Below are 24,225 nucleotides of genomic sequence, written 5' to 3'. Positions count from 1 at the left end.
CTAAATTGTAGTGATGAAAAGTTTAATCTTACCTCCTAATGAATTTTTAGATCACTATATTTTAAACGCTGAATTTCATCGTTTTGCTGGAATTTCAAAAAATGCTTATAAATTTTGGAAAAATGCAGAAATAGGTAGATATCAAGGAACAAGAATTATATTTTTGCATAGAAATTGCATTTTAGAAAAACATCAGCAAGCTTTAAGGCAATGTAGTGGTTTAAATGGTTTTGTATTGGCAAGTGCTTTTTGTTCTTTTACTGGATTAGCTCCCTCTCATTTAGTGGAAAAAAATAATTCTTCTATTTATAAACTTTTAGAGCTTAAGGAAATTTGTGGGATTAAATTTGTTAATTTAAAAAAATTTTATGATTTTTTAGGGCTAAATTATCATCAGCATATTTATATAGAAAAATGCCATTTTTTTAGCCCAGCTCCTTTTGAAAAGCGTATTAAAATCACTGAGAGTATGTGCGTTGGGTATTATTAAGATAAGAAAAAATAAATGCACATAGCAAAGCTATAATAGCCAAAAAGAAAACATAAAGTCCCAAAGAAAAACGCCAAAAATTACTTAAATTATTTAAGGCAAAACTATGCAAGAAAAAAGCAAGTTGCGGAGTTAAACCTCCAGCTATAGCATAAGCAATATTATATGAAAAAGAAAGTCCTGAAAATTTAATTTTTGCATCAAATACTTCACTCATTATTAAAGGGCAAAAATTCATCACTCCGCTAAAAAAACATACAAGTAAATATAAGCAAGCTACTAGGTTAAAATCAGCATTTTGTCTATATAAAGTATTAAAATAAAGCAAGCTTGCAATTCCAAAAAAAACACTAAAAAATACACAAGATTTAATAACGCCTATTTTATCCGCTAAAATTCCACTTATAATACACCCTAGGCAAATAAGCAAAATTCCACCTATTTGAAGATAGGTTTGTATAGAAGTATTAATTTGAAGTATTTTTGCCATATAACTAGGCATAAGCAAAATCATTACAACAATACAACCTGTCAAAACCCAAGTAATCATCATAGAAAGAACAATTCCCATTTTAGCTTTTTTAAACACTTCTTTTAAAGGAAATTTTTCTAAAGCCTTGTCTTTTTTCATTTGTTCAAAAACAGGAGTTTCTCTTAAAAATTTTCTCAAATAAGCAGAAATAATCCCAAAAATTCCACCTAAAAAGAATGGAATTCTCCAAGCCCATTCATGAAGTTCTTCTTGGGTATAAATTTTATTCATAATTAAAAAAACCAAACTACCTAATAAAATTCCACCTACAACCGAAGCGGTTAAAATTCCCAAATAAGTTCTTTTTTGACCTTGTGGTGCGTGTTCGTATACAAAAACCCAAGCTCCAGGGAGTTCCCCGCCTATAGCTATACCTTGACAAATGCGTATAAAAACTAAAAGCACAATACAAAGAAAACCTATACTTTCATAATTTGGAATAAAAGCTAGAGTAAAAGTTGGAATAACCATTAACAAAATACTAATCATAAACATTCTTTTGCGTCCAAATTTATCTCCAAAATGTGCCAGTATCACACCCCCTAAAGGACGTGCTAAATATCCAGCTGCAAATATTCCATAAGTATTAAACATTTGCCAAAAACTACTTAAATCTTTTGGAAAAAAGTTTGTTGAAATATAATTTGCAAAAAATACAAAAATAATAAAATCATAAAATTCTAAAGTTCCACCTAATGATGAAAGTCCTAAAACTTTTATATCTTTTTGGTTAAGGGTTTTGCTCATTCTTAATCCATCTCATAAAAATCATCATCATTGTTATCATCATCGTATTCATAATCATCATCATCGTAATTATAATTTTTATGGTGATTTTGTGGATATTCTTCATCTTCGTTTTCATAATCATCGTAATTTAAATCTTCTTCATCTTCATAAGCCATTGTTTTCTCCTTAAATAAAAATACAAAGCTTATTTTATCTTAAATTTGTTTGGTTTTGCTATAATTTTTATAATTTTTTAAAAGGTGAATTTATGAAATTAAGTCATTTAGATGAAAAAAATCATCCTAAAATGGTAGATGTAAGCGATAAAAATATTACTTTAAGAATAGCCACAGCTAGTGGTATAATATATATGAGTCAAGAAGCTTTTGATGTAATTAAAAACAATACCGCAAAAAAAGGTCCTGTTCTTCAAACAGCTATTGTTGCGGCTATAATGGGGGTTAAAAAAACAAGTGAAATTATTCCTATGTGCCATCCTTTGATGCTTTCTAAAGTTGAAACTAATATTGTGGAATTTGTTAAAGAATGTGCATTTAAGCTTATTGTAACAGTTAAGTGTGAAGGTAAAACAGGTGTTGAAATGGAAGCTTTAAGTGGAGTTAGTATAGGACTTTTAACTATATATGATATGATCAAGGCTATAGATAAATCAATGAGAATTACGGATATAGTGCTTGAAAGCAAAGAAGGAGGTAAAAGTGGTAAATTTGTGCGATCTTAAAAAAGAACCTCAGATCAATTATCCTACTTTTTGGGATTATAAGGTGATTTTTGAGGTGCATGTTAAGGCAAGTGAAATTTTTGAAGAAATTTTAGGTCAAAGAGAATATAAATTTAAACATTCGAATTCAAGTGCGAGTGGAAAATATCAAAGTTATTTGTTAAATGTTTATGTTGATAGCAAAAAAGATCGTTTGGATATATTTGATAAATTAAAAGCTAAAGCAAAATTTGTACTTTAAGAAAGAAGGAAAAATGAAAAATACTTTAATTATTTTTGAAAATTCTTTATCAAATCTCGGTAAAGATGAAGCAAGTGATTTACTTGAAGACTTGAGTTTTAATCTTGCGTATAAGCAAATTTCACATAATCCTCATGAAACAAAAAAAGTTTTAAATTCTCTTTTGGTTGAATTTTTAACTATTTTGAAAAAACTTGATTTTTTTGATGATGAAAATGTTACAAAGGTTATCAAAGCTTTGGTTAAGGCGAGTATTGTAGATGCTCAAAATTCACTTTATGAGTATATTAGCGAAGCTGAATTATTAAACAAACAGATTGAAAATCAAAAGAATTTGATTAAAAATCAAATCAGCGATAATTTTTTTGAATTCGAGAATATTTTACAAGAATGTTCTTTTTGTGATGAATTTAGTGGTGGTTTAAATGATGCTATTTTATTTGATATAGAAATGCTTGGAATTTTAAAAGAAACCGCTGAAAGTGCTTTTTTAACTACATTAGAAAAGGCTGAAGATATAGAACTTACAAGTAGTGAAATAGCTAAAAATCTCGTATATAATGCCATTTGTGAAGCTCATTTTGAAAAAGAAAGAATTTTAAAAATTTCAAGTATTATTTTAAATACCGCTTTTGAAATAGCTAATGAATCTATGGCTTATGCAAAAGATCTTTGTTTAGGCGTGATTAAAGGCACAAGGGATGGTATTGTTTTGGCAATGGAAAAATTTAAAGCTTCATTAACTTATGCAAATTTTGAAGAAGATGTTAGTTTAAAAAGCAAAGAACTAATAGGTATAGAAGATGATTTTATTGCTCTTTTAAAAAAAGAGATTCAATTACAAAATGATCCTTGTAAGAGTATAGTTGAGAATTTGCTAGAACATGAACTTGATAATCTTTTTGCTAAATTTAGACGTCTTGCAGGTGAAAGCAGAGAGCAACTAATATTAGTTTTAAATGATATTAAGAAAAATCCAAAGATTAATGATTTTAACAAACTTACTCAAAGAAAATTAAATCGTTTTAAACAAGAAATTTTTGAATTAGAAAAAATTGCTAGTGAAAAATACAAAGATTTAAATTCCAAAAAAGCTAAAAAGCTCGGTGTAAGACTTTGGGAAAAAGCAAAAAAATTCGTTAAAAAATAATATCCCATTTTTGGGATATTAAATATCTATTTCTATACCTACAGGTGCGTGATCAGAGCCAAAAATATCATCTCTTATGAAAGCGTTTTTAAGTTTATCTTTTAAACCCTTTGAAATGAAAAAATAATCAATCCTCCAGCCTACATTTCTTTCTCTTGCTTTCATTCTATAGCTCCACCACGAGTATTTTTCTTTGATTTCGCCATTAATTTCTCTAAAAGTATCTATAAAACCAAGCTTTAGCAAATCATCAATCCAAGCTCTTTCTATAGGTAAAAAACCTGAAGTGTTGGCATTGGCTTTTGGATGAGTAAGATCGATTTCTTTATGAGCGGTATTGACATCACCGCAAATGATAATTTCAAATCCATCCTTTAAAAGCTTATCCAAATACACTAAAAAATCTGCATAAAATTGCATCTTAAAATTTAAACGCTCTTCATCTTTTTGACCATTTGGAAAATAGATATTAAAAAGTGCAATATTTTTAAAGCGGTGTTCTAAAACCCTACCTTCTTCATCATCAAAAAATTCGCATTTTTTTACTTCGCTATTAAAATTACAAAGACTCATTACCCCAGAATACCCCGCTCTTTTAGCAGAATTAAAATACATGTGTTTAAAAGGATATTCATAAATTTTTTTAGGAAATTTATCTTCATGTGCTTTGATTTCTTGAAAACCTATAAAATCAATTTGTTCTTGTGCTATCCAATCAAGTGCATTTTTATCACAAATAGCTCTTAAGCCATTGACATTCCATGAAAGTAGTTTCATTATTTTCCTTAAAATTTTCATTAAAAGTGTAAATCATAACATAAAAAGATTTAAAACTACAATCCATTTAAAAAAATTCAATAAAATTAAAAGCTTAAATTTGAAGGTGGGATTTATATGCTTAGATTAACTTGGTTTCAGTTTACTTTTTTTAATTCTTTGATGATTGTATTGTTGAATTTTAATTTATTTTATTTTGTGTATGAAAAAAATACACAAAACTGGCTTATAACTTTTGTTTTTATTGTGGCCTATTTTGCACTTGTTCACGTGATTTGCTCTTTGCTTTTTATAAAGTTTTTTACTAAATTTTTTTCTATATTATTTATAATATCATCTTTTTTAAGTGTTTACTTTATTAGTTTTTATGGGGTGCTTATAGATTCTGATATGATGCAAAATGTTGTTCAAACAGACATTAAAGAAGTAAAAGATTTGTTAAATTTAAAATTGATCTTATTTGTTGTTTTGGCTTTATTATTGGTTTTTTATGTTGTTAAAGTAAAAATTGATTATTATGGTAGTTTTAAATCCCATATAAAAATTAAAATTATCAATATAATATCAGGTTTGATTGTTGTTTGTGCAGTTTTAATCCCTTTAAGTAAAACTTTCTTGCCTTTTTTTAGAAACTATAATGAAATAAGAATGTATAATACTCCTTTTTATCAAATTTATGCCGTATATCGCTATTATGTTCGTTTTGTAAAAGCTAAGCCAGAATTTAAAACTATAGCTAATGATGCTTATAGAGAAAACAATCACACTAAAAAACTTTTGGTTTTGGTGGTGGGTGAAACCGCTAGAGCGGCAAATTACTCTTTGGGTGGATATACTAAAAATGATACCAATTTTTATACCAAAAAAGATAATGTAGTCTTTTTTGATAATTTTTCATCATGTGGAACAGCAACAGCGGTAAGTTTGCCTTGTATGTTTTCTATTTCTAAGCGTGAAAATTATTCAAGTTCAGAGTTTCAAGAAAATGCGATGGATGTGCTTTATAAAACAGGTGTAGATGCTGTATGGTTTGATAATAATTCTGGTGGTTGTAAAGGGGTTTGTGATAGATTAGCTTATAAGCAAAAGCTTTCTAGTGATTTGGATGAAAATTTACTCGCCCCTTTTAAAGAAAAATTAAATCATTTAAGTGATCAAAATATAATAGTTCTTCATTTGCAAGGTTCTCATGGGCCAACTTATTATAAACGCTATCCAAGCGAATTTAAAAAATTTACTCCAACTTGTGATACTAATGAACTTTCAAAATGTGATAGCGAGGCTTTAATCAACACTTATGATAATACTTTGCTTTATACAGACTATCTTTTAAGTGAGATTATAAAACTATTAAAAGAGCAAAAAAGCTATGAAAGTTCTTTGTTTTATCTTTCAGATCATGGTGAAAGTTTGGGTGAAAATGGTATTTATCTTCATGGTATGCCTTATGCTATAGCACCAAGTTATCAAACTCATATTCCTGCTATTTTTTGGAGCAATGATAAAAATTTAATGAATTTAGCTAAAGAGTATAAAGGTTTAAAACTTTCTCAAGATAATCTTTTTAGTACTCTTTTAGGATATTTTGATGTAAAAACAAGTGTTTATGAACCAGAATATGATTTATTAAATCCTAAACTTAAGGCAAATCCATGAAGCCTAAATATCATTTTTTAAATAACGCAAGATATGCTTTAGAAGGGCTTTTTGCTTTATTTAAAAATGAAATGGCGTTTAGAATTGAACTTTGCATTATTATCCCCGCGATAGTTTTTAGTTTTTTCTTAAAAATTAGTTTTTTGGAGCATTTGTTATTGATAAGTGTCTTAATACTTATCTTAATTGTAGAAGCTTTAAATTCGGCTATTGAAGCTTGTGTTGATTTGATTACAAACGAATGGCATGAAAAGGCAAAAATCTCTAAAGATTGTGCGAGTGCGGCAGTGTTTTTTAGTGTGCTTTTAGCTCTTTTTGTTTGGGGCTTTATTTTATATAATATTTACTTATGAAATTTGAAAATTTAATACGAGAAATTTTAGGAAAAAAGCGTTTTGAATTGTTAAAATTTTTATGTGAAAATGCCGATGAAAATGGTTTTATTATGATTAAAATCAGTGATCTTGAAGAAAAATTACATCAAAGTAAACCTACCATCATCGCTACTTTTAAGTTTTTAGAAGAAAAAAAACTTTTTAAGCGTCTTAAAAATGGATTTTATCAGCTAAATATAGGAGATAAAAATGAAACTTAAAAATCCTTTAGATATGCATTTGCATTTAAGAGATAACCAAATGTTAGAACTTATTGCACCTTTGAGTGCAAGAGATTTTTGTGCAGCTGTGATTATGCCAAATTTAATCCCTCCGCTTTGCAATTTAGAAGATCTAAAAGCTTATAAAATGCGTATCCTTAAGGCTTGTAAAGATGAAAATTTCACTCCTTTAATGACACTTTTTTTTAAAAATTATGATGAGAAATTTCTTTACAGTGCTAAAGATGAAATTTTTGGCATTAAGCTTTATCCAGCAGGAATTACAACAAATTCAAATGGTGGAGTTTCAAGTTTTGATATAGAGTATTTAAAACCTACTTTAGAGGCTATGAGTGATTTAAATATTCCTTTGCTAGTGCATGGTGAAACCAATGATTTTGTAATGGACAGGGAAAGTAATTTTGCTAAAATTTATGAAAAATTAGCCAAACATTTTCCACGACTTAAGATTGTTATGGAGCATATTACCACTAAAACTTTATGTGAACTTTTAAAAGATTATGAAAATTTATACGCGACAATCACTTTACATCATTTAATCATCACTTTAGATGATGTTATCGGAGGTAAAATGAATCCTCATCTTTTTTGTAAGCCTATAGCCAAGCGTTACGAAGATAAAGAAGCCCTTTGCGAACTTGCTTTTAGTGGTTATGAAAAAGTTATGTTTGGAAGTGATAGTGCGCCTCATCCAAAAGATACTAAAGAGTGTTGCGGTTGTGCCGCAGGTGTATTTAGTGCCCCAGTGATTTTACCTGTTTTAGCTGAATTATTTAAGCAAAATAGCTCAGAAGAAAATTTGCAAAAATTTTTAAGCGATAATACTTGTAAAATTTATGATTTAAAATTTAAAGAAGATAAAATTTTAACTTTAGAAGAAAAAGAATGGCAAGTACCAAATGTTTATGAAGATAAATACAATCAAGTCGTGCCTTATATGGCTGGAGAAATTTTGAAATTTCAATTAAAACATTGATTTTCCACCTTAAAGGTGGAAAATTTAAGCTTTATTTACAAGAGCATCTCTGATATCTATAACAAGATAGATTACAAAAAAAACTTAAAAATAAAGCAATAAAACTGACTATCAATGACAATAAACCAGCTAAAAATCCAATGCTAAACATCATAAAAAGAGAATAAAGCAAAGCTACAACAAAACTTATCACTGCAATTGCATCAAGAATCAAGCGTCCAAATTTGATGATTAAATTTTTAACCATTAAAAACTCCTTTGAAATAATGAGTGAAATTGTAATCAATATAAGCTTAATATTTTTATAAGTTATTTATAATTAAAAGTTTTATTTTAGATTCTATAGTTTCAGTAATATTATTTTCAGCAAAAGAACTTACAGTTTCTTTAGAAGCTGTGATTTTGTTCATACTTAAATGCCATAGAGCATTTTCTATAGCCTCTTCTTTTGTTCTTTGGACTTTGCGTGTTTCATCAAAAACAATCTTATGAAAAAATATATTTTTTTCTAGTAAATAATTTTCTAAATCTTTTTTATAAAAACCTTTAAATTCAGTATTAAAATATTTAAAAATCGGATCTAAAAAATCACTTTTTCTATAATCAGCCCAACCAAGATAAATTTTTATTTTGGCTAGATTTAAGAAATTTGTATAATCTTTTTCATTTTGTAAAGCAGGAGACATACTTAAAAATGCAAGATCAAATTTAACATTAGGATTGTTTTGCATCCAAGTTTCAAAGCTCAAATTTTTGCATTTTATATTGTTAAGATTTAGTTTTTTAGCATCTTCTTGTAAAATTTCAAGCATAGCATTTGCACTATCTAGGGCTAAAATTTCTTTAGCTTCTTTAGCTAAGTGTAAAGTCCAAACCCCAGTTCCACATCCTATATCTATAATACTTTTATCTTGAAAGGAAATCTTTAAATTTTGTAAATATTCAAAAGTTTGTTTTTGTATAGTGTTTAAAGTGTTTTGATATCTTGCGTAAGTTTTAGCCTTTTTATCCCATAAATTCATATACTTTCCTTTATAAAATATATAAAATCATAGCATAAATTTTTAAAATTCAAGCCCAAAGAAAGGGCTTGAATGATTAATTAAAACCTCTTCTTCTTAACATCTTCTAAGATATTATTAGCTATATCACTTACTGTACTAGAAATAATAGCTGATTCATTAGCAATTTCAACATTATCTTTAGTAGTTTGATCAATTTGAGCTACGCTATCATTGATTTGAGTGATACCTGCAGTTTGTTCTTTAATACTTTCTGCCATATCATTGATAGATTGAACAAGTAAATTAGTATTAGCTTCAATTTCAGATAAAGACTTTTGAGTTCTTTCAGCTAACTTTCTAACTTCATCAGCTACCACTGCAAAGCCTCTACCATGTTCTCCAGCACGAGCTGCTTCAATAGCTGCATTTAAAGCTAAAAGATTGATTTGATCTGCAATATCACCTATAATACCTGTAACATTTTTAATCTCTTCGGATTGAGTGATAACATCACTAGTTTTAACTGAAACATTTTGCATAGAAGAAGTGATCTCTTCTAAAGCTGCTGCAGTTTCTTCTAAAGATTGAGCTTGAGAATTTGAAGAAGTGGTTAAGCTTTGAACAGCAGTTTGTAATTTTCCACTTTCATTAGCTAAAGCATTAGCAAAGTCTGAACTTTGTTTTAGCATTTTAACTATTTCATCACCTAAAGCATTAGTAGTTAATTCTACACTACCGCTAGCATTTTCTAATTTATTTCTAAAGTCTAAGCTTTTGTATTCTTCAAAAATTTTATGAATAGCATTCATATCAGAACCTACTCTAGCTTGTAAAACATCAAGAAGTTTATTTAGAACATTTTTAAGTTCAATAAGCTGTGGGTTTCTTGGATTAGCAGTAATTCTTGCTGTTAAATTACCACCTTCTACAACTGATACGGTTTGAACTGATTCTTTAACGGCTTGATTGTCTTGTTCTAAGCCTCTTTTAGTAGCAAGAATGTTTTCATTGATAGCATTTGAGATTTGTCCAAATTCATCATTGCTTTTTACTTCTATAGTAGAAACATTTTTTGTTTTATGGTTGATAAAATCAAAGAATGAAGTTAAACCTGTTTGGATAGCTGCAAGTGGGGAGAGGTATTTTGATACGATGAAATAAAGGAGGATGACGCTAAATACTACTACAATAATGACAACAATGGCTTGAATAAATGCAGCTTTATAAATAGGTTTATTTATAATATCAGCGCTTTCGGTAATACAAGCTGTATAAGCAAAGACTTTAGTACAAGCTCCAAGTCTTTCTTCATTATTTAACTTATAAGAGAAGAAGTTGTTATCACCATTGAGTTTATATGCATTTAGAACAGGAGAATGATCAATGGATGGATTTAATAATTCTTTATTGGTTGCTGCAAATATTTTATTTTTTTGATCAAATAAAAAAGTATTTCCAGGGGTTTTTGCAACTAAATTTTGCAAATCTTCTGATGGTATATCGACACCCAGTACCCCTATGATTTTACCATCTTTATAAATAGCTTTAGAATACGTTATTACATATTGTTTTAAAACTGTATCTAAATATGCTGGTGTAACAAAAATATCATTTGTTTTTAAAGCTTCTTGATACCAATCTTTTGTCTTTATATCTAAATCATCACGTAATTCAGGCATTTTTGCATCATTAGATTTTTGACTAAGTAAAACTTTTCCATTGTTTAAACCTAAATAAACATTTAGTGCATTTATACTATGATGATAATATTTCAATATTGGACCAACATTGTTAATAATATTTTCTTCAGTGATTAAAGATTGATAAGGTAAGTTCGCGATATCTTTTTCTAAAGCTCTAGTAAAAGATTGATTTGTGGAACGGAAATCTTCAACGGTAGATTGTGTGACTTTAAGTAGGTCAGTTTGATTTTTAAGAGTGCTTTCATATAGTGAGGTTTTTGTAAAATAAAAACTTACAATACCTAGAACAATTAAGGCAAAAATTGCAATTAAATTTGCAATGAGGGAAAGTTTGATTTTAATACTATTCATTATTTTCCTTTTAAATTTAATTAATTTTTGTAAAAGAACTTTTAACATTAATTTTATAAAATATAAAATAATGCTAAATTTTCTTAAGAATTATAAATTAAAAAATCTAAATTTTTACTTAAATATAAAAGTGATAAAAAATTTCATTTAATAAATATTAAATTAATTTATATTTATTATTTTTATTTAAATAAATATCGCTTCGAAAATTCTATGTATTAAGCTTAATATCGTTATAATTTAAAAAATTTATATCGAAGGAAATATTTTGAAAAAAATTCTATTATTTATCTTATCTTTAGGGATATTTTATACTTTCACACAAGCTAAAAATTTAGAGCAAGAACAAAATACTAGTAGCAATTTAGTTAGTGTCAGTATAGCACCTCAAGCATTTTTTGTTAAAAAAATAGCTGCAAATACTCTAGATGTCAATGTTATTTTGCCCCCAAATAGCAATGAGCATAATTTTGAATTTAAACCAAGTACTATGAAAAAACTTGAAAAAAGTGATATTTATTTCACTATAGGCTTAGAATTTGAAAAAGTTTTTACGGATAAATTTAAACAAAATTTTTCAAAACTTCAAGTTGTAAATATGCAAAAAAACATAGCTTTGATTCAAACTCATGATACACACGAACACTCTCATGAGCATGAACACCACGAACATGAGCATTTTGATCCTCATACTTGGCTAGATCCTATTTTAGTCCAAACTATGGCTTTAAATATTTATGACACCTTGATTCAAAAATATCCACAAAATGAAAATTTATATAAAGAAAATTTAGATAAATTTTTAGCAGAATTAGATAGTTTAAATTTACAAATTGCCTCAAAATTAGAAAAATTAAAAAATAGAGAATTTGTAGTTTATCATCCTTCTTGGACATATTTTGCAAAACGCTATAATCTTACGCAAATTCCTGTAGAAATTTTAGGTAAGGAACCAAAAAGCAAAGATTTGCAAAAACTTATCACTCTAATGAAAGATAAAAATTTAAAAGTCATTTTTGTTCAAAATGGTTTCCCTGAAAATGCAGCAAAAACACTTGCTAAAGAATGTGATGCAAAAATTTACAAAATAGATCATTTATCTTATGATTGGGAAAATGAGCTTTTAAAAACTGCTGATGCCTTTTCTCATAATTTATAATCAGGTTTTTTGATGCTTTTTTTTGAAATTTCTAATCTAAACTACGCTTATGATAATGAAATCATCTTAAAAAACATCAATCTTAGCTATGACAATAAAGACTTTCTCTCTATCATAGGTCCAAATGGCGCAGGAAAATCAACACTCGTAAAACTTATCTTAGGACTTTTAAAATCCAAAAATGAAATCCATTTCAAAGCTCTTCAAAGAAAAGAAATAGGCTATGTTCCTCAACACACTCTAGCCAATCCTAATTTTTGCCCAAGAGTACTTGAAATCGTTCTTATGGGACTTGTAAGTAAAAAAATTTTTGGTTTTTATGGGAAAAAAGATAAAGAAAAAGCTATGCAAGCTTTAAAAAGTGTAGGAATGGAAAAATTTTGGAACAAAACCATTGATTCTTTAAGCGGAGGACAAAGACAACGTGTTTTTATCGCAAGAGCCTTAGCTAGTGAATGTAAGATGCTTATTTTAGATGAACCTACCGCAAGCGTTGATAACAAGTCTGCTATACAAATTTTTGAACTTCTAAGCTCTTTGCACCAAAAAGGCATGGGAATTTTACTCATTTGTCACGATATCAACCTTGTATTAGCTTATAGCGATAAAATTGCACATTTAAACAAAGAACTTTTCTTGCATACTAACACTAAAGAAAAAGAAAAAAGTTCATTTTTAAAACATTTATACGAAAATCACTCTCATTTTTGTGATGTAGAAATGAGTTTAAATACTTGTTTTTGCGATGAAAAAAATTGCGATAGCAAAAAACTATGCGAACAAGAATTTACAAGAAGAAATTTGAAAAAAACAGAATTTAAAAAAGAAAATTTTTGTTTAAAATTTTCAAAGGAAAATAATGCTTGAAATTTTAAATTTCACCTTTTTTCAAAACGCTTTACTAGGAGCGATTTTAGTCAGTATAGCTTGTGGGATCATAGGTACTTTGGTGATGATAAATCGCCTTTTTTCTATGGCTGGAGGTATAACACATGGGGCTTTTGGTGGTATAGGTATAGCTTTTTATTTCTCTTTGCCTATTTTATTAAGCACGGGAATATTTACTTTATTTTTGGCTTTTTTAGTAGCTTTTTTAGCTAAACGCTATGAACACAGAAGTGATAGTATTATCGCTGTAATCTGGGCTTTTGGAATGGCTGTTGGGATTATTTTAATCGATTTAAGCCCTAGTTATAACACAGATTTAATGGCTTATCTTTTTGGGAGCATTTTAGCTGTAGGGACGCAAGATTTATGGCTTATGGCTTTGGTTGATAGCGTGGTGGTGCTTTTGATCTTTTTATTTTATAGACAATTTGAAGCATTAAGCTTTGATGCGGAATTTGCAAAAGTTCGTGGTATCAATACAAGTTTTTTTCATTATCTTTTAATCGCCCTTATGGCTTTTTGTATAGTTATTTCTATACGCCTTGTAGGGCTTATTTTGGTTATGGCTTTACTTAGCATCCCAAGCTTTATTGCTGAAAATTTCACCAAAAAACTTGGCTTTATCATGGTTTTAGCAAGTTTTTTAAGTATGATTTTTTGTGTTTTAGGACTTATACTTAGCTATTATCTTAACCTCTCAAGCGGTGCTTGTATCATAGCTGTAGCTTGTTTTGGTTTTTTAATGCATTTGATAGGCAAATTTTTAAAAAGGTAAAGGTGCAAAACACACTTGCACTTTTATATCTTTTTGCCCTTGTTCTTTAAAATACAAATGTTCGCTTGCCTTAAAAACAAAAAATTTTTCTGCGATTTTTCTTTGTAAATCTTGAGTTTTTTCACATAAAGGATACACAAGTTTAATATCATAAATTTTAAATTTGCAAGCATAAGCAAACATTTGATACAAATCGCTTTGTTCTATACCCTGTTTTTTCTCATCTTCACTATCATTTGGAATTTTCCATTTGGTATCTAGGATCATTTTATTTTCTATATATAAATCAGGCTTTAACATGAAACAATTTTCATCATTTTTTGAGATTAAATACTTTCCATTGTTTTGAACTTTAATATCTTGAGCTGGATTTACTTTTTTTAGCATATAAGCTACATAATCTTCAAAAATTTTCTCCATAGGAAAAAGCAAAGCAAAAGCTTCATTTTTACCATGATAAGGCATAAAACTTTCATTTTTTAAGAAAATTTTACACCACAAAAGCAAGTTTTCATAATAATCAAAATGTCTTGAAATTTTATAACTAAAATCTTTTTCATAATTTTTAGAAAATTCTACCTCATCGAGAATTTGCATAGATTTTATAAGTCTAAATTTATTCAAACTTGTTTTTGATTTTAAAAAATTTAGCGTTGATTTTATCAAACGATTGGGTGCTATATCTAAAACAAACTCATCATTGCTTGTAAAAAATCTTTCTTTGTGTATCAAATTTCGCTTGATATGCTCGTTAAATAGTAATTTTCCCTTTAAAAAAGCCCTATTTTCTTCGCAACTTAGATAAGATCTCATCAAGCCTTTTTTATATACGCTATCAAATTCATCTAAAAACATAGTGATAAACACTTCAAATAAAGGAATTTTAGAACTTTGCAAAGATGAAATTTGCGATTTTTTAAAGGGGGAGTTTTTTAAGGTTTTTAGCATATTTATCAAAAGATTTTTAGGATTAAATTTAAAATCTTTTTCATAAAAATCATTATTTTTAGAAATATTGTCTAATTCATAACATCTTCTTAGTTTTTCTTTGTCATGATTTGAAGAACTATCTTCTTTTTTATAACTATCTAAATTCGTGCATTTTGGCAAAATCTCCAAAACCCCGCTTTTAGTCTGTATAATGCCGACATAATTTTTAGCTTTTAAGGAATTTTTGTTTTTAAAGCCTAGAAGATTTTCATTATTTTTTGCAAAGTCTTCTAGCTCTTTATAAAACCCTTCGGCCTTTTCTTTGAAAATTTCTTTTAAATCTTCTTTAGAAAAAGCTTGGTATTCGATGATGGAAAAAATACTATTCATTTTCGTTTTTTAATTTATTTGCTATTTCATCATTATAAATTGCTTGATATATTTCTATTTTATCCCAAATTTTATCATCAAATGAAGCAATATTATAAATACTTCTCTCGCTATTAACACTATCTAGATTTTTTATTTTTTGAAGATATTTATCGTCTTTTTTATCTTCAAAAATCATACCATTATCATTTAAAACCGCATTAATCAAAGCATAATCATTATAAAAATACTCTTGCAAAAGCGGGATAATTTTGTTTTGAAAAACTTTTTTTAACTTTGAGATACTTAAAACATACCAATCTTCTTCATATTCATCTGGCTTAATCCAATTATTTTTATTAAATTTAACAGCTTCACTCATAAAAAATGCATGCCCTATAGTTTTTTCTCTATCTAATAAAAATTCAATTCTTTTATTTATACTTATTAAAATATTTTGAAGTATCTCTGCATAACCCTCTGTTTTAGCATCATCTCCTAAATAATCTTCGTCTTCATTTGGATTTTCTACATCTTTACAAATAAAAACATTATTAAGTAAATCAGAATTAGGCATCATCTCAACAAATTCAAATCTTCTTCTTAAAGCTGTATCAAGAGAAGTTATGCTTCTATCGGCTGTATTCATAGTGCCTATGATATAAACATTTTTAGGCACTCCGAATTTTTCACCACTATAAGGCAAAGTTAATTCTAATGCTTCTTCATTTCCTAATCTCTTACTAGGCTCTATCAAGGTTATAAGCTCACCAAAAATCTTACTTACATTACCACGATTGATTTCATCTATAATGATTATATAAGGTAAATTTATTTTTTCATCTTTTTCTTTATAATCTTTTAAACCTTGTGATTTCAAATAGTTTAAGATAGCTTTAACATATGCTGAATTATATATTTCATCTATATTAGAAGTTTTATATAATTTTTCTATATTATCTATACTTACTGGATAGTCTTTATGATTTTTGCTCATATCATCAAATTTAATTCTAAATGTTTTTCCACCTCTATATTGAATAGAATATTTTGTATTTGGCAATTGAAAATATTTTTCAGGATTATTGGCATCTTCTTTTGTTTTTTCTTTCAAGTCATTTATATAAAAATTAAAACTTTCTATGTCATCTCTATTCTCCAAAGCTTTCTTGCAAAGCTCTTTAAAAATTCCATCTTTAACCTTATAATTAATTTGCGAATTTTCATCACTATTTAAACTAGGCTTTATACCTTCTACAAATTCTTCATATCCGTAGCTTTGATGAAAAGTAGTAAATACTATTTGTCCATTTTTTACATACTCATCAAATTTAGCTTTTTTCTCATCTCTACTTTCTAAATTTTCACCCAAGATTTCCAAAGCCTTATCTATAGTATGATAAGTTTTTCCTGTCCCTGGAGACCCATAAAGAATTTGGTTTAAGGATATATTATTATTTATATTATCCTTTATAATTTTAAAATCATCTTTAGAAAATGTATTTTTTGGTATAGCAAAAAATTTGCAATTTTTATAATATCTATAAAATATTTCTCCATCTTTACTCATAGTTTTTAAATAATTAAGAATAGAAGAAGTCCATTTATCACCTTGACTTTTTGTGTGAAATTCATCTATAAATTTACCTTCTTGATAAACATACACACTCATACCGCCATTTTTTACAACTGCTTCTTTAAATTCATCTTCATCTTTTGGAAAATAATAATACACATTACCATTTTGATCTGCCTTACTTATTTTCCAATCGTATTTATCTTCTAGCATTGTATGCCTTTTGAATTTTTGTGTTTAATTTTAATTATATAAAAGATAGGTAAAAATTAAAAATCTAAATTTTTACCATTGTATGAAGGTTCTAGCTTTTTTTATATCATTAAAATTTATAGTAGTTTTTTCTTTATTTTCTAAATTTTCTAAAGTGATATTTTCATCCTCTACGCTGATGATTTTTGCTTCGATTTTTTCTTTTTCACCTGTTGTGATTTTTACAAGCTCATTGATACTTTTTGCAAAATGCTCTATCTTGCTAAGTTTTCTCTCAAGTCCTGCTGAAGATACTTCTAAAAAATACTCGCCACTTACAGGTGGTTCCACATCGAAAATAGGTGATAAAATTTCACTAAGCCTTGCACAATCATCCAAATTTACACCCCTTCTTTCACCCTTTTCATCTAAGGGCTTCATCACATAAACGCGGTAAATTTTCTTGCCATTTTCGCTAGTTAATTCGCTATCATAAAGCTCTAAATTCACTTCTTTGCAAAGGGCTTCAAGATTCATTTTTATCCTTTTTTATTTTTTCAAAAAGTGCATCCATATGGTTTTGATACTCAAGCCTATCATCAAATTTAAAATGAAAATTCGGACACCTATACCAACCCTGCTCACTCATGCAGTAATTTTGCAAAGCTCTACTTGCCTTTTTTAAAGAAGATAAAATTTTTTCTTGCTCATGAACATTAAAAAACATCTTATCAAGATACACAAAAGCATCATATCTGCCTTTTTTACACTCTACATCCACTACACACAAATTTTTCAAATTTTCATCATCTAAATTTGCTAAAGCTTCAGGGATCAGCTCTTTTAAGATACTTTCAGTGCGTAGTTTTTTAATCTCACTTGGGTTCATAGACTTGCTTGTTCCTCTACTTCTTTATAGCTTTCTATATAATCACCCACTCTCATATCATCGCACCCTTCTATACCTACGCCACATTCATAGCCTTTTGCCACTTCTTTAGCATCATCTTTAAAGCGTTTAAGTGAGCTTACATTTCCCTCATAAACCACAACTCCATCACGGATAAGGCGAATTTTAGCCCCACGGTTAATCACCCCTTCGGTTACCATACAACCTGCAATTTGTCCGATTTTTGGTACATTGATCACTTGTCTAATCTCTGCTTGTCCTAATTGCTCTTCAGAAATAATCGGGCTCATCATACCACCAAGCAAGGCTTTTACATCATCTAAAAGATTATAAATCACATTATAGGTTTTAATTTCTACGCCTTTATCTTTAGCACGCTCTTTAACTTCCCCTGTTGGGCGTATGTTAAAACCTAGTACTATAGAGTTTTCACTCGCACTTGCAAGCTCTATATCACTTTGCGTGATTCCTCCTACCCCACTATGAATGATATTCACTTTAATCTCATCATTTCTAAGTTTTTCTAAACTTGCTTTTAAGGCTTCTAAAGATCCTTGCACATCAGCTTTTAAAATAACAGGCAAGGCTTTTAGATTGCCTTCTTTGATCTTAGCTCCAAGCTCATCAATGCTAACTTTAGTAGATTTGCTAAGTTCTTTTTGGCGGTTGTATTCGTGGCGTTTATTAGCGTATTCTCTTGCTTCTTTATCACTCTTTACTGCGATTAAAATTTCACCCGCATCAGCCACTTCACTAAGTCCTACGATAACCCCACATTCGCCTGGTTTGATTTCTTTTAAGGCTTTACCTTGATCATCACTCATCGCACGTACTTTTCCATAAGCCTCGCCTGCAACCACAGTACTTCCTACAGTAAGTGTTCCATTTTGCACGATGATAGTAGCTACCGCACCACGCCCTTTTTGCACAGAACTTTCTATAATGCTTGCTTTAGCAAAACTTTTTGGATTGGCTTTAAGTTCTAAAATATCAGCTTGTAAAAGCACAATTTCAAGTAAATCTTCAATCCCCATTCCTGTTTTAGCCGAAACTCCTACAAATTCATAAGATCCGCCCCATTCTACTGGCATGATTTCCATTTCTGCGAGTTGAGTTTTTACCATATCAGGATTTGCTGCTTCTTTATCCATTTTATTAATAGCAATAATAATAGGCACACCTGCTGCTTTAGCATGATTTATCGCTTCTTTAGTTTGTGGTTTTACCCCATCATCTGCGGCTACAACGATGATTACAATATCAGTGATACTTGCACCCCTTGCACGCATAGCAGTAAAAGCTTCGTGACCTGGAGTATCAATAAAAGTAATTTTACGTCCATTTTTTTCTACCATATAAGCACCCACGTGCTGAGTAATACCCCCTGCTTCACCACTTGCAACGCGTGATTTTCTAATATAATCTAACAAAGAAGTTTTACCATGATCAACATGCCCCATGATGGTAATCACAGGTGCTCTAGTCACTAAATCTTTTTCATCAGTCTCTTCTTCATAGTCTTTTACATAATCAAACTCATCAGCCTCGTTAATGATATTGATCTCTATACCAAATTCAGCAGCCAAAATTTCAATCGCATCTTCATCTAAGAAATCATTTTTTGTTGTCATCATTCCAAGCATGAAAAGTTTTGAAATCACTTCACTAGTGCTTTTTCCTATCTTATCAGCGAATTCATACACACGAATTTCTTTAGAAATAGCAACGCTACCTACTTCTTCTACTTCCTTTTTTTCAATCTTTTTAGATGGTTTTTTACGACTTCTTCTTTGAATTCCACCTTCAAGCCCAAAACCCGCAGAATTTCCAACAGCTTGTCTTATAAAATTAGGTTGTTTTTTATTGATATTTTGTGGTTTTTCTTGTTCTTTTATACTAAAATCAGGTAATACTACCTCATCTTCATCATCTAAAGAAATATCACCAAAATCATGTTCATCTAAAAAATTCATTTTTTCGGTACTTTCTTTTTTACTTGCAACAAAAGATTTTTTTTCTTTTTTCTTTTTCTTTAAACTCTCATCAGCATTTGAAAACATAGTTTTTAAACTTAAGCGCTCTTCATTATTGATAGATATATCATTTGAATTTTTTACTTCTTCTTTTTTAACTTGAATTTCTTCTTCGTCTTTTTTCTTTTTAACAATAACAAGTCCGCGTCTTTTGGCTAAAGTTGCACTAGCAAGGCTTTGTGGCTTATGAGTATCAATAATTTCTTGTTTTTCTTCCTCTTTTGCATTTTCTTTTTCAGTTTTTAATTCTTCTTTTTTAACTTCTTGTTTAAGCTTTTCTTCTTTTTTAGGTTCTTTTTTTTCAGATTCATTTAGCTTTTCTTGTTCTTTTATATTTTCTTTTTTAGGCTTTTTTGCCGTAGGGGTTTTGATATTTTTCTTGAAAGCTTCTGGAATTTCTCTTGTTTGTATATACTCATAAATAGCTGCCGCAATCTCAGGTTCTACAGCATTTGATGCTGTTTTAATTCCAAGTCCTAATTCATTTGCCTTTTCAATAATTTCCTTACTATCATAACCTAATTCTTTTGCGATTTCATGAATTCTAATCTTTGCCATTTAAAAATATCTCCTTAAGTCCTTGCTGAGTAATTTTAGTATTTAAATTTTTACATATTTTAGAAAATGCTTTTTGTAAGACTTTATCTTCTCTCTCAATACAATTTTGACATAAATATCCGCTTCTTCCATGTTCTGCTTTAGGCACAATATCTCCTAAAACAACTTTAAATCTAAATAACATATTTTGCTCAAAGCGGTTTTTACACACTATGCACATTCTAATTGGTATATGTTTTTTCAAAATTATATCTTTTTTTTATATTTTTTAGCAAATTTCAAAGCCATTATCATCAAATTCTAAATATTGCACACGAAAATCTTTAAATTTTGTTTGTATTTTCTTTGCCAAAGCTAAAGCATCATCTTTAAAAGCTAAAGAAAAAAAGCTCGATCCCGAACCTGAAAGTGTGCTCATTAAAGCTTTATTTTCTAAGGCAAATTTTTGCACTTCAAAAAGCTCGGGTAAGTTTTTCATACGATTGATTTCATGGAGCTTATCTTGACTTGCAAATTTTAAAAATTCATATTTTTTCTCCAAAAAACAAGCGGTTAAAAATGAAGCATGAGAAAGGTTGAAAACCGCATCATTAAAACTTAAATTTTTGGCCAAAGCTTGGCGTGATTGTTCCGTGCTCATTGCCAAATTTGGGATCACAACCACAGCAGCTAAATCTTTATCAATCTCTTTTTTGATACTATAAACTTTATTTTTTTCAACCAAAGAACACACAAAACCACCAAGAGTAGCTGGAGCGATATTATCTGGATGGTTTTCATAAATTAAAGCTTCATCTAAAATACGTTCTTTTTCTACCTTAAATCCACTCATATAATAAGCACTGGCAATAGCTCCAACAATCACAGCTGAAGAGCTTCCTAATCCTCTTGAAAGAGGAATGTTATTTTGAAAAATAAAACGAAAATTATCTTTTTTTCCGCTTAGTTTTTCATAAATTTCATAAAAAATATTTACAAATATATTGTTTTTTTTAAGAAAAATATTATCACTTCCCTCGCCTCCAATACTAATGCTAAAAACACCTGATTTTTGGATTTGAGTTTCATTAAAAAGCTTTAAACTAAGTCCTAAACAATCAAAACCTGGCCCTAAATTCGCACTCGTAGCTGGAACTAAAATTTTCAAATTTCATCCTAAATTGCATCTAAAAAATAAAAGGGAAGATTATCATTATTTAGTTTAAGCTCTTGTAAATTTTTTGGTAAAAAAAACTCTGCTGGGATATTTTGCTCTAAACAAATTTCACCTTCCTTATATACAAAACAAAAATTTTTATTTGCACTTATGGGTTTATAGCCATTTAATTCAAAAGCACTCACCGCAAATAAAGGAATATTTTTTACTATACTTAAAGTACTCAAACTTACATAAGAAATTTTAATCCCCATATAAGAACCTGGACCATTAGCATAGATTAAACTTGTAAAATCATACTCTTTAAGCAATTCATCTAAAATTTTTGGTAAAAATTCGCTTGCTTTTTCTTCACTTTTATAAGTTTTTATAAGTTTATCATCTTGATAAATTCCGATCATTAAAGGCTTAGATAAAGTATTAAGTAAAAGAGAAGTTTTTATGCAAATACCTTTTCATAAGCTTTTTGGGTTGTTTTTTCAAGGCTTACAATTTCATAAGCATCTTTATCTTTTAAAACTTCTTTAGTAAGTAAATGATTTAAATGATGACTCCCAGCATATGAAGTATAATCCCCAAAAACACGATATCCAAGTAAGGTTAAATCTCCAATTGCATCTAAAATTTTATGTCTTACAAACTCATCTTTGAAACGCAAACCTTCAGGATTTAAAATACGATTTTCATCTACCACTATAGTATTTTCTAAACTTCCACCTAGTGCTAAATTCATACTCCTAAGAGCTTGAACATCTTTTAAAAAACCAAAAGTTCTAGCTCTTGCTATGTTTTCTATATAATTTTTTTTGCTGAATTCAAAATTGTAACTTTGTTCACCTATAACAGCATTGTCAAATTTAATTGTGTAATTAATACGGGGTTCTTTAGTAGGAGTTAAACGCACAAATTTATTACCATCTCTTACTTCTATAGGCTTTTTAATTACCATAATTTTTTTAGGCGCATCAAGTTCTTTTACCCCTGCTTCATCAAGCATCATACAAAAACTAATACTTGATCCATCCATAACAGGAGCTTCATTTGCATTTAAAACTATGCGTACATTATCGATTCCATAAGCATTAATCGCACTCATTAAATGCTCTATTGTAGAAATAAACCCTCTTTCATCTCCTAAAACAGTTGCCATTTGAGTATTGATCACATTTTCAGGACTTGCCTTATAGCTTGCATTAAGATCACTTCTAAAAAATACTATACCACTATTTGCTTCTAAAGGCTCTAAAGTAATTTCTATGGGTTCACCCTTATGAAGTCCTATACCTACGCCTTTGACAGTTTTTGCTAAAGTTAATTGTTTCATTAATTTTTTCCTAAAATTATCTTTTTACCATCATTTAAAACATTGTAAATATTATTTTCTATCCATTTTTTATCTTGCCATTGTTCAGGACGCGTTTCAACCCCTTGAACCAAAACTCCAAAATGCAAATGATCGCCTAAGGCTAAACCACTTGTTCCTGTTTTGCCTATAATGCTTTGTTTATTAATCATTTCATCTAAATCAACATTTTTAGAAGAACAGTGCCCATAAAGACTATATACTCCAAAACCATGATAAACAATTAAATTTAAACCATAAATTCCATTTTCAGCAGCAAAAACAACCTTGCCTGCGTTATTACTTATGATAGGAGCTTGTGCTACGCTTGCTAGATCAAGCCCCATATGATAAGAATCACTCACAAATTGCCCATTATAAGAATAATACCTATGATCAGCAAAATCCGCTACTTTCATACCATTTTTAAGAGGTAAAAATAAATTCAAATCAAAATTATCAATTTTTTCCTCAGGTACTTTTGAAGTGATTTCATGGATAAGTTTTTCATTGCTATTTCTTAAAGTTTCATTGACAAACTTAAATTTTTCATAACGATTGAGATTATTATCTTTTGGAGCGTACTGATTTGCTAAATTCTCAATCTTTCCATCTAAAAATTTATCCGTTAGATTGATATTTGAAACACGATATTTACGATTAACAAAATAATACCTTATACGTTCTTTTGAAATATTGCCCGCTTTATCCGTAGCGATAACAAATGCACGAAATTCCTCATCTCTTGCATCCCAAGCAATCAAAGCCGCATAATATCCTTCTTTTACATAAGGTGTGGCTTTAAAGATTTTACCTTTATTTGTTTCTATATACACCTTATCTAAATTAGCATCATCAGCCTTAAAAACAACTGCCCCAGCACCACCTTGCTCGATTTGGTAAGAATTGCTTATGATATTGATTTTTGGAGCCGTATTATCTACTAATACCGCAATTTGTTTTCTTGCTTCATTGCCACTAAAAAAATTCCAAAAACTAGAATCTTTAGCTATCACCTCCAAAACAAAAGATTTTACATTTTCTTTGTAACCAAATTTTGGCAAAGCAACTTGTAAGGTAATATCTTTTAAATTAGAAATCTTTTCATCTGCTATAACCATTGCACTAGTATTGTCGTCTTTATGCAATATAATTTGTACGTTTTTGATAGAACTTTCATCATCTTTAATATGCACTAAAATAGGTTTTTTAAGATCAGTATATACAACATCTGGCATTAAAATTTGAGGAGGATTTTTTTCAAAAATACTTAATCTTGAAATAAAAAAAATCAAAATTGCTATTAAAACTAAAATTAAAACAGATAAATAAGTTTTGCCTTTTCTTTTTGCCATAACCTTCCTTAAAAA

27 protein-coding genes are annotated in these 24,225 nt (G+C 28.9%); 11 read left to right on the top strand and 16 right to left on the bottom strand.

Going from position 1 to position 24,225, the window contains the following annotated elements; translation table 11 throughout:
• Positions 1 to 10 precede the first annotated feature (10 nt).
• Positions 11 to 490: a cheVAW transcriptional regulator CheQ gene (cheQ, locus tag FBF02_RS00780; RefSeq protein WP_002851877.1), complete on the top strand. Its 480-nt coding sequence runs from the start codon at positions 11 to 13 to the stop codon at positions 488 to 490.
• Here the strand turns inward: cheQ and FBF02_RS00775 are convergent.
• Both FBF02_RS00775 and FBF02_RS00770 read right to left on the bottom strand, forming a co-directional pair.
• A complete protein-coding gene (locus FBF02_RS00775; RefSeq protein ID WP_002851616.1) occupies positions 459 to 1,769 on the bottom strand; it encodes an MFS transporter in 1,311 nt (436 codons plus the stop codon). The two genes, cheQ and FBF02_RS00775, sit on opposite strands and share 32 nt — an antisense overlap.
• 2 nt (positions 1,770 to 1,771) lie before the next feature.
• Entirely contained in the window at positions 1,772 to 1,927 is a 156-nt protein-coding gene (locus tag FBF02_RS00770) for a highly acidic protein (RefSeq protein ID WP_002851965.1), read from the bottom strand.
• Between the two features lie 92 nt (positions 1,928 to 2,019).
• Here FBF02_RS00770 and moaC point away from each other — a divergent pair, with 92 nt between their 5' ends.
• The 3 genes from moaC to FBF02_RS00755 are packed head-to-tail and all read left to right on the top strand — an operon-like array spanning position 2,020 to position 3,884.
• Entirely contained in the window at positions 2,020 to 2,493 is a 474-nt protein-coding gene (gene moaC, locus FBF02_RS00765) for a cyclic pyranopterin monophosphate synthase MoaC (protein ID WP_002851725.1), read from the top strand.
• A complete protein-coding gene (locus tag FBF02_RS00760) occupies positions 2,471 to 2,734 on the top strand; it encodes a DUF493 family protein (RefSeq protein WP_002852023.1) in 264 nt (87 codons plus the stop codon). The genes moaC and FBF02_RS00760 overlap by 23 nt, the downstream gene beginning before the upstream one ends.
• Entirely contained in the window at positions 2,724 to 3,884 is a 1,161-nt protein-coding gene (locus tag FBF02_RS00755; RefSeq protein ID WP_010891847.1) for a hypothetical protein, read from the top strand. The genes FBF02_RS00760 and FBF02_RS00755 overlap by 11 nt, the downstream gene beginning before the upstream one ends.
• 18 nt (positions 3,885 to 3,902) lie before the next feature.
• Here FBF02_RS00755 and FBF02_RS00750 read toward each other — a convergent pair whose 3' ends face one another.
• A complete protein-coding gene (locus tag FBF02_RS00750; protein ID WP_002851821.1) occupies positions 3,903 to 4,661 on the bottom strand; it encodes an exodeoxyribonuclease III in 759 nt (252 codons plus the stop codon).
• 117 nt (positions 4,662 to 4,778) lie between these two features.
• Between FBF02_RS00750 and eptC the strand changes: the two genes are divergently transcribed.
• From eptC to pyrC, 4 genes are read left to right on the top strand one after another with little or no spacing between them, the layout of a single operon-like run.
• A complete protein-coding gene (gene eptC / locus FBF02_RS00745; RefSeq protein ID WP_002851930.1) occupies positions 4,779 to 6,317 on the top strand; it encodes a lipid A/FlgG phosphoethanolamine transferase EptC in 1,539 nt (512 codons plus the stop codon).
• Positions 6,314 to 6,670 carry a diacylglycerol kinase gene (locus FBF02_RS00740; RefSeq protein WP_002858751.1) on the top strand — a complete coding sequence of 119 codons (357 nt, stop codon included), beginning with the start codon at positions 6,314 to 6,316 and terminating at the stop codon, positions 6,668 to 6,670. Before eptC ends, FBF02_RS00740 begins: the two co-directional genes overlap by 4 nt.
• The gene (locus tag FBF02_RS00735) at positions 6,667 to 6,912 is read left to right on the top strand and encodes a replication/maintenance protein RepL (RefSeq protein ID WP_002851854.1); all 246 of its coding nucleotides are present in this window, start codon (positions 6,667 to 6,669) and stop codon (positions 6,910 to 6,912) included. Before FBF02_RS00740 ends, FBF02_RS00735 begins: the two co-directional genes overlap by 4 nt.
• Positions 6,902 to 7,909 (top strand): dihydroorotase, encoded by a 1,008-nt coding sequence (gene pyrC, locus FBF02_RS00730; protein ID WP_002852008.1) that lies wholly within the window; start codon positions 6,902 to 6,904, stop codon positions 7,907 to 7,909. Before FBF02_RS00735 ends, pyrC begins: the two co-directional genes overlap by 11 nt.
• A 31-nt stretch (positions 7,910 to 7,940) precedes the next feature.
• Here the strand turns inward: pyrC and FBF02_RS00725 are convergent, their stop codons facing one another.
• The 3 genes from FBF02_RS00725 to FBF02_RS00715 all read right to left on the bottom strand — a co-directional run bounded on the left by FBF02_RS00725 (position 7,941) and on the right by FBF02_RS00715 (position 11,015).
• The gene (locus FBF02_RS00725) at positions 7,941 to 8,156 is read right to left on the bottom strand and encodes a hypothetical protein (RefSeq protein ID WP_002858731.1); all 216 of its coding nucleotides are present in this window, start codon (positions 8,154 to 8,156) and stop codon (positions 7,941 to 7,943) included.
• A 55-nt stretch (positions 8,157 to 8,211) separates the two neighbouring features.
• Positions 8,212 to 8,931, bottom strand: coding sequence for a class I SAM-dependent methyltransferase (locus FBF02_RS00720; protein ID WP_002858666.1), 720 nt, complete (start codon positions 8,929 to 8,931; stop codon positions 8,212 to 8,214).
• A gap of 80 nt (positions 8,932 to 9,011) precedes the next feature.
• Positions 9,012 to 11,015, bottom strand: coding sequence for a methyl-accepting chemotaxis protein (locus FBF02_RS00715; RefSeq protein WP_079376546.1), 2,004 nt, complete (start codon positions 11,013 to 11,015; stop codon positions 9,012 to 9,014).
• Positions 11,016 to 11,235: 220 nt separating this feature from the next.
• Between FBF02_RS00715 and FBF02_RS00710 the strand changes: the two genes are divergently transcribed.
• From FBF02_RS00710 to FBF02_RS00700, 3 genes are read left to right on the top strand one after another with little or no spacing between them, the layout of a single operon-like run.
• Entirely contained in the window at positions 11,236 to 12,126 is an 891-nt protein-coding gene (locus FBF02_RS00710; protein ID WP_002858739.1) for a zinc ABC transporter substrate-binding protein, read from the top strand.
• Between the two features lie 12 nt (positions 12,127 to 12,138).
• On the top strand, positions 12,139 to 12,993 hold the full coding sequence (locus FBF02_RS00705) for a metal ABC transporter ATP-binding protein (RefSeq protein WP_002857268.1): 855 nt from the start codon (positions 12,139 to 12,141) through the stop codon (positions 12,991 to 12,993).
• Entirely contained in the window at positions 12,986 to 13,789 is an 804-nt protein-coding gene (locus FBF02_RS00700) for a metal ABC transporter permease (RefSeq protein WP_002857348.1), read from the top strand. Before FBF02_RS00705 ends, FBF02_RS00700 begins: the two co-directional genes overlap by 8 nt.
• Here FBF02_RS00700 and FBF02_RS00695 read toward each other — a convergent pair.
• From FBF02_RS00695 to FBF02_RS00650, 10 genes are all read right to left on the bottom strand, one after another.
• The gene (locus FBF02_RS00695) at positions 13,778 to 15,109 is read right to left on the bottom strand and encodes an McrC family protein (RefSeq protein WP_002858668.1); all 1,332 of its coding nucleotides are present in this window, start codon (positions 15,107 to 15,109) and stop codon (positions 13,778 to 13,780) included. The two genes, FBF02_RS00700 and FBF02_RS00695, sit on opposite strands and share 12 nt — an antisense overlap.
• On the bottom strand, positions 15,102 to 16,877 hold the full coding sequence (locus FBF02_RS00690; RefSeq protein ID WP_002858749.1) for an AAA family ATPase: 1,776 nt from the start codon (positions 16,875 to 16,877) through the stop codon (positions 15,102 to 15,104). Before FBF02_RS00690 ends, FBF02_RS00695 begins: the two co-directional genes overlap by 8 nt.
• A gap of 72 nt (positions 16,878 to 16,949) precedes the next feature.
• Positions 16,950 to 17,393: a ribosome maturation factor RimP gene (gene rimP / locus FBF02_RS00685; RefSeq protein ID WP_002858729.1), complete on the bottom strand. Its 444-nt coding sequence runs from the start codon at positions 17,391 to 17,393 to the stop codon at positions 16,950 to 16,952.
• Positions 17,383 to 17,745, bottom strand: a complete 363-nt coding sequence (gene rbfA, locus FBF02_RS00680) for a 30S ribosome-binding factor RbfA (protein WP_002778650.1) — start codon at positions 17,743 to 17,745, stop codon at positions 17,383 to 17,385. The genes rimP and rbfA overlap by 11 nt, the downstream gene beginning before the upstream one ends.
• Entirely contained in the window at positions 17,742 to 20,357 is a 2,616-nt protein-coding gene (gene infB, locus FBF02_RS00675) for a translation initiation factor IF-2 (protein ID WP_002908209.1), read from the bottom strand. Before infB ends, rbfA begins: the two co-directional genes overlap by 4 nt.
• Complete coding sequence (locus tag FBF02_RS00670) at positions 20,344 to 20,601, bottom strand: YlxR family protein (RefSeq protein WP_002859353.1); 258 nt, start codon at positions 20,599 to 20,601, stop codon at positions 20,344 to 20,346. The genes infB and FBF02_RS00670 overlap by 14 nt, the downstream gene beginning before the upstream one ends.
• 24 nt (positions 20,602 to 20,625) lie before the next feature.
• Complete coding sequence (gene thrB, locus FBF02_RS00665; RefSeq protein ID WP_002851909.1) at positions 20,626 to 21,504, bottom strand: homoserine kinase; 879 nt, start codon at positions 21,502 to 21,504, stop codon at positions 20,626 to 20,628.
• Positions 21,505 to 21,512: 8 nt separating this feature from the next.
• Complete coding sequence (locus FBF02_RS00660; RefSeq protein WP_002851789.1) at positions 21,513 to 21,914, bottom strand: tRNA (adenosine(37)-N6)-threonylcarbamoyltransferase complex dimerization subunit type 1 TsaB; 402 nt, start codon at positions 21,912 to 21,914, stop codon at positions 21,513 to 21,515.
• A gap of 38 nt (positions 21,915 to 21,952) precedes the next feature.
• Positions 21,953 to 22,837, bottom strand: coding sequence for a UDP-3-O-acyl-N-acetylglucosamine deacetylase (lpxC, locus tag FBF02_RS00655; RefSeq protein WP_002851689.1), 885 nt, complete (start codon positions 22,835 to 22,837; stop codon positions 21,953 to 21,955).
• A complete protein-coding gene (locus tag FBF02_RS00650; RefSeq protein ID WP_002858680.1) occupies positions 22,837 to 24,210 on the bottom strand; it encodes a M23 family metallopeptidase in 1,374 nt (457 codons plus the stop codon). Before FBF02_RS00650 ends, lpxC begins: the two co-directional genes overlap by 1 nt.
• Between the last annotated feature and the right edge of the window lie 15 nt (positions 24,211 to 24,225).

This window comes from Campylobacter sp. CFSAN093226 (genome assembly GCF_012897595.1).
Classification (GTDB): Bacteria; Campylobacterota; Campylobacteria; order Campylobacterales; family Campylobacteraceae; genus Campylobacter_D; species Campylobacter_D jejuni.
The sequence above is the reverse complement of the archived record's forward strand: the minus strand, read 5'-3'. Positions and strand labels throughout refer to the sequence as shown.

What these genes read in the sequence shown, in the direction of transcription:
- FBF02_RS00740 (WP_002858751.1), top strand. Translation starts at nt 6,314, where the DNA reads ATGAAGCCTAAATATCATTTTTTAAATAACGCAAGATATGCTTTAGAA.
- FBF02_RS00660 (WP_002851789.1), bottom strand. Translation starts at nt 21,914, where the DNA reads ATGATCGGAATTTATCAAGATGATAAACTTATAAAAACTTATAAAAGT.
- FBF02_RS00715 (WP_079376546.1), bottom strand. Translation starts at nt 11,015, where the DNA reads ATGTTAAAAGTTCTTTTACAAAAATTAATTAAATTTAAAAGGAAAATA.
- FBF02_RS00725 (WP_002858731.1), bottom strand. Translation starts at nt 8,156, where the DNA reads ATGGTTAAAAATTTAATCATCAAATTTGGACGCTTGATTCTTGATGCA.
- rimP (WP_002858729.1), bottom strand. Translation starts at nt 17,393, where the DNA reads ATGAATCTTGAAGCCCTTTGCAAAGAAGTGAATTTAGAGCTTTATGAT.
- FBF02_RS00775 (WP_002851616.1), bottom strand. Translation starts at nt 1,769, where the DNA reads ATGAGCAAAACCCTTAACCAAAAAGATATAAAAGTTTTAGGACTTTCA.
- FBF02_RS00705 (WP_002857268.1), top strand. Translation starts at nt 12,139, where the DNA reads ATGCTTTTTTTTGAAATTTCTAATCTAAACTACGCTTATGATAATGAA.
- FBF02_RS00650 (WP_002858680.1), bottom strand. Translation starts at nt 24,210, where the DNA reads ATGGCAAAAAGAAAAGGCAAAACTTATTTATCTGTTTTAATTTTAGTT.
- FBF02_RS00695 (WP_002858668.1), bottom strand. Translation starts at nt 15,109, where the DNA reads ATGAATAGTATTTTTTCCATCATCGAATACCAAGCTTTTTCTAAAGAA.
- pyrC (WP_002852008.1), top strand. Translation starts at nt 6,902, where the DNA reads ATGAAACTTAAAAATCCTTTAGATATGCATTTGCATTTAAGAGATAAC.
- eptC (WP_002851930.1), top strand. Translation starts at nt 4,779, where the DNA reads ATGCTTAGATTAACTTGGTTTCAGTTTACTTTTTTTAATTCTTTGATG.
- FBF02_RS00750 (WP_002851821.1), bottom strand. Translation starts at nt 4,661, where the DNA reads ATGAAACTACTTTCATGGAATGTCAATGGCTTAAGAGCTATTTGTGAT.
- rbfA (WP_002778650.1), bottom strand. Translation starts at nt 17,745, where the DNA reads ATGAACCCAAGTGAGATTAAAAAACTACGCACTGAAAGTATCTTAAAA.
- FBF02_RS00700 (WP_002857348.1), top strand. Translation starts at nt 12,986, where the DNA reads ATGCTTGAAATTTTAAATTTCACCTTTTTTCAAAACGCTTTACTAGGA.
- FBF02_RS00720 (WP_002858666.1), bottom strand. Translation starts at nt 8,931, where the DNA reads ATGAATTTATGGGATAAAAAGGCTAAAACTTACGCAAGATATCAAAAC.
- FBF02_RS00735 (WP_002851854.1), top strand. Translation starts at nt 6,667, where the DNA reads ATGAAATTTGAAAATTTAATACGAGAAATTTTAGGAAAAAAGCGTTTT.
- lpxC (WP_002851689.1), bottom strand. Translation starts at nt 22,837, where the DNA reads ATGAAACAATTAACTTTAGCAAAAACTGTCAAAGGCGTAGGTATAGGA.
- infB (WP_002908209.1), bottom strand. Translation starts at nt 20,357, where the DNA reads ATGGCAAAGATTAGAATTCATGAAATCGCAAAAGAATTAGGTTATGAT.
- FBF02_RS00770 (WP_002851965.1), bottom strand. Translation starts at nt 1,927, where the DNA reads ATGGCTTATGAAGATGAAGAAGATTTAAATTACGATGATTATGAAAAC.
- moaC (WP_002851725.1), top strand. Translation starts at nt 2,020, where the DNA reads ATGAAATTAAGTCATTTAGATGAAAAAAATCATCCTAAAATGGTAGAT.
- FBF02_RS00690 (WP_002858749.1), bottom strand. Translation starts at nt 16,877, where the DNA reads ATGCTAGAAGATAAATACGATTGGAAAATAAGTAAGGCAGATCAAAAT.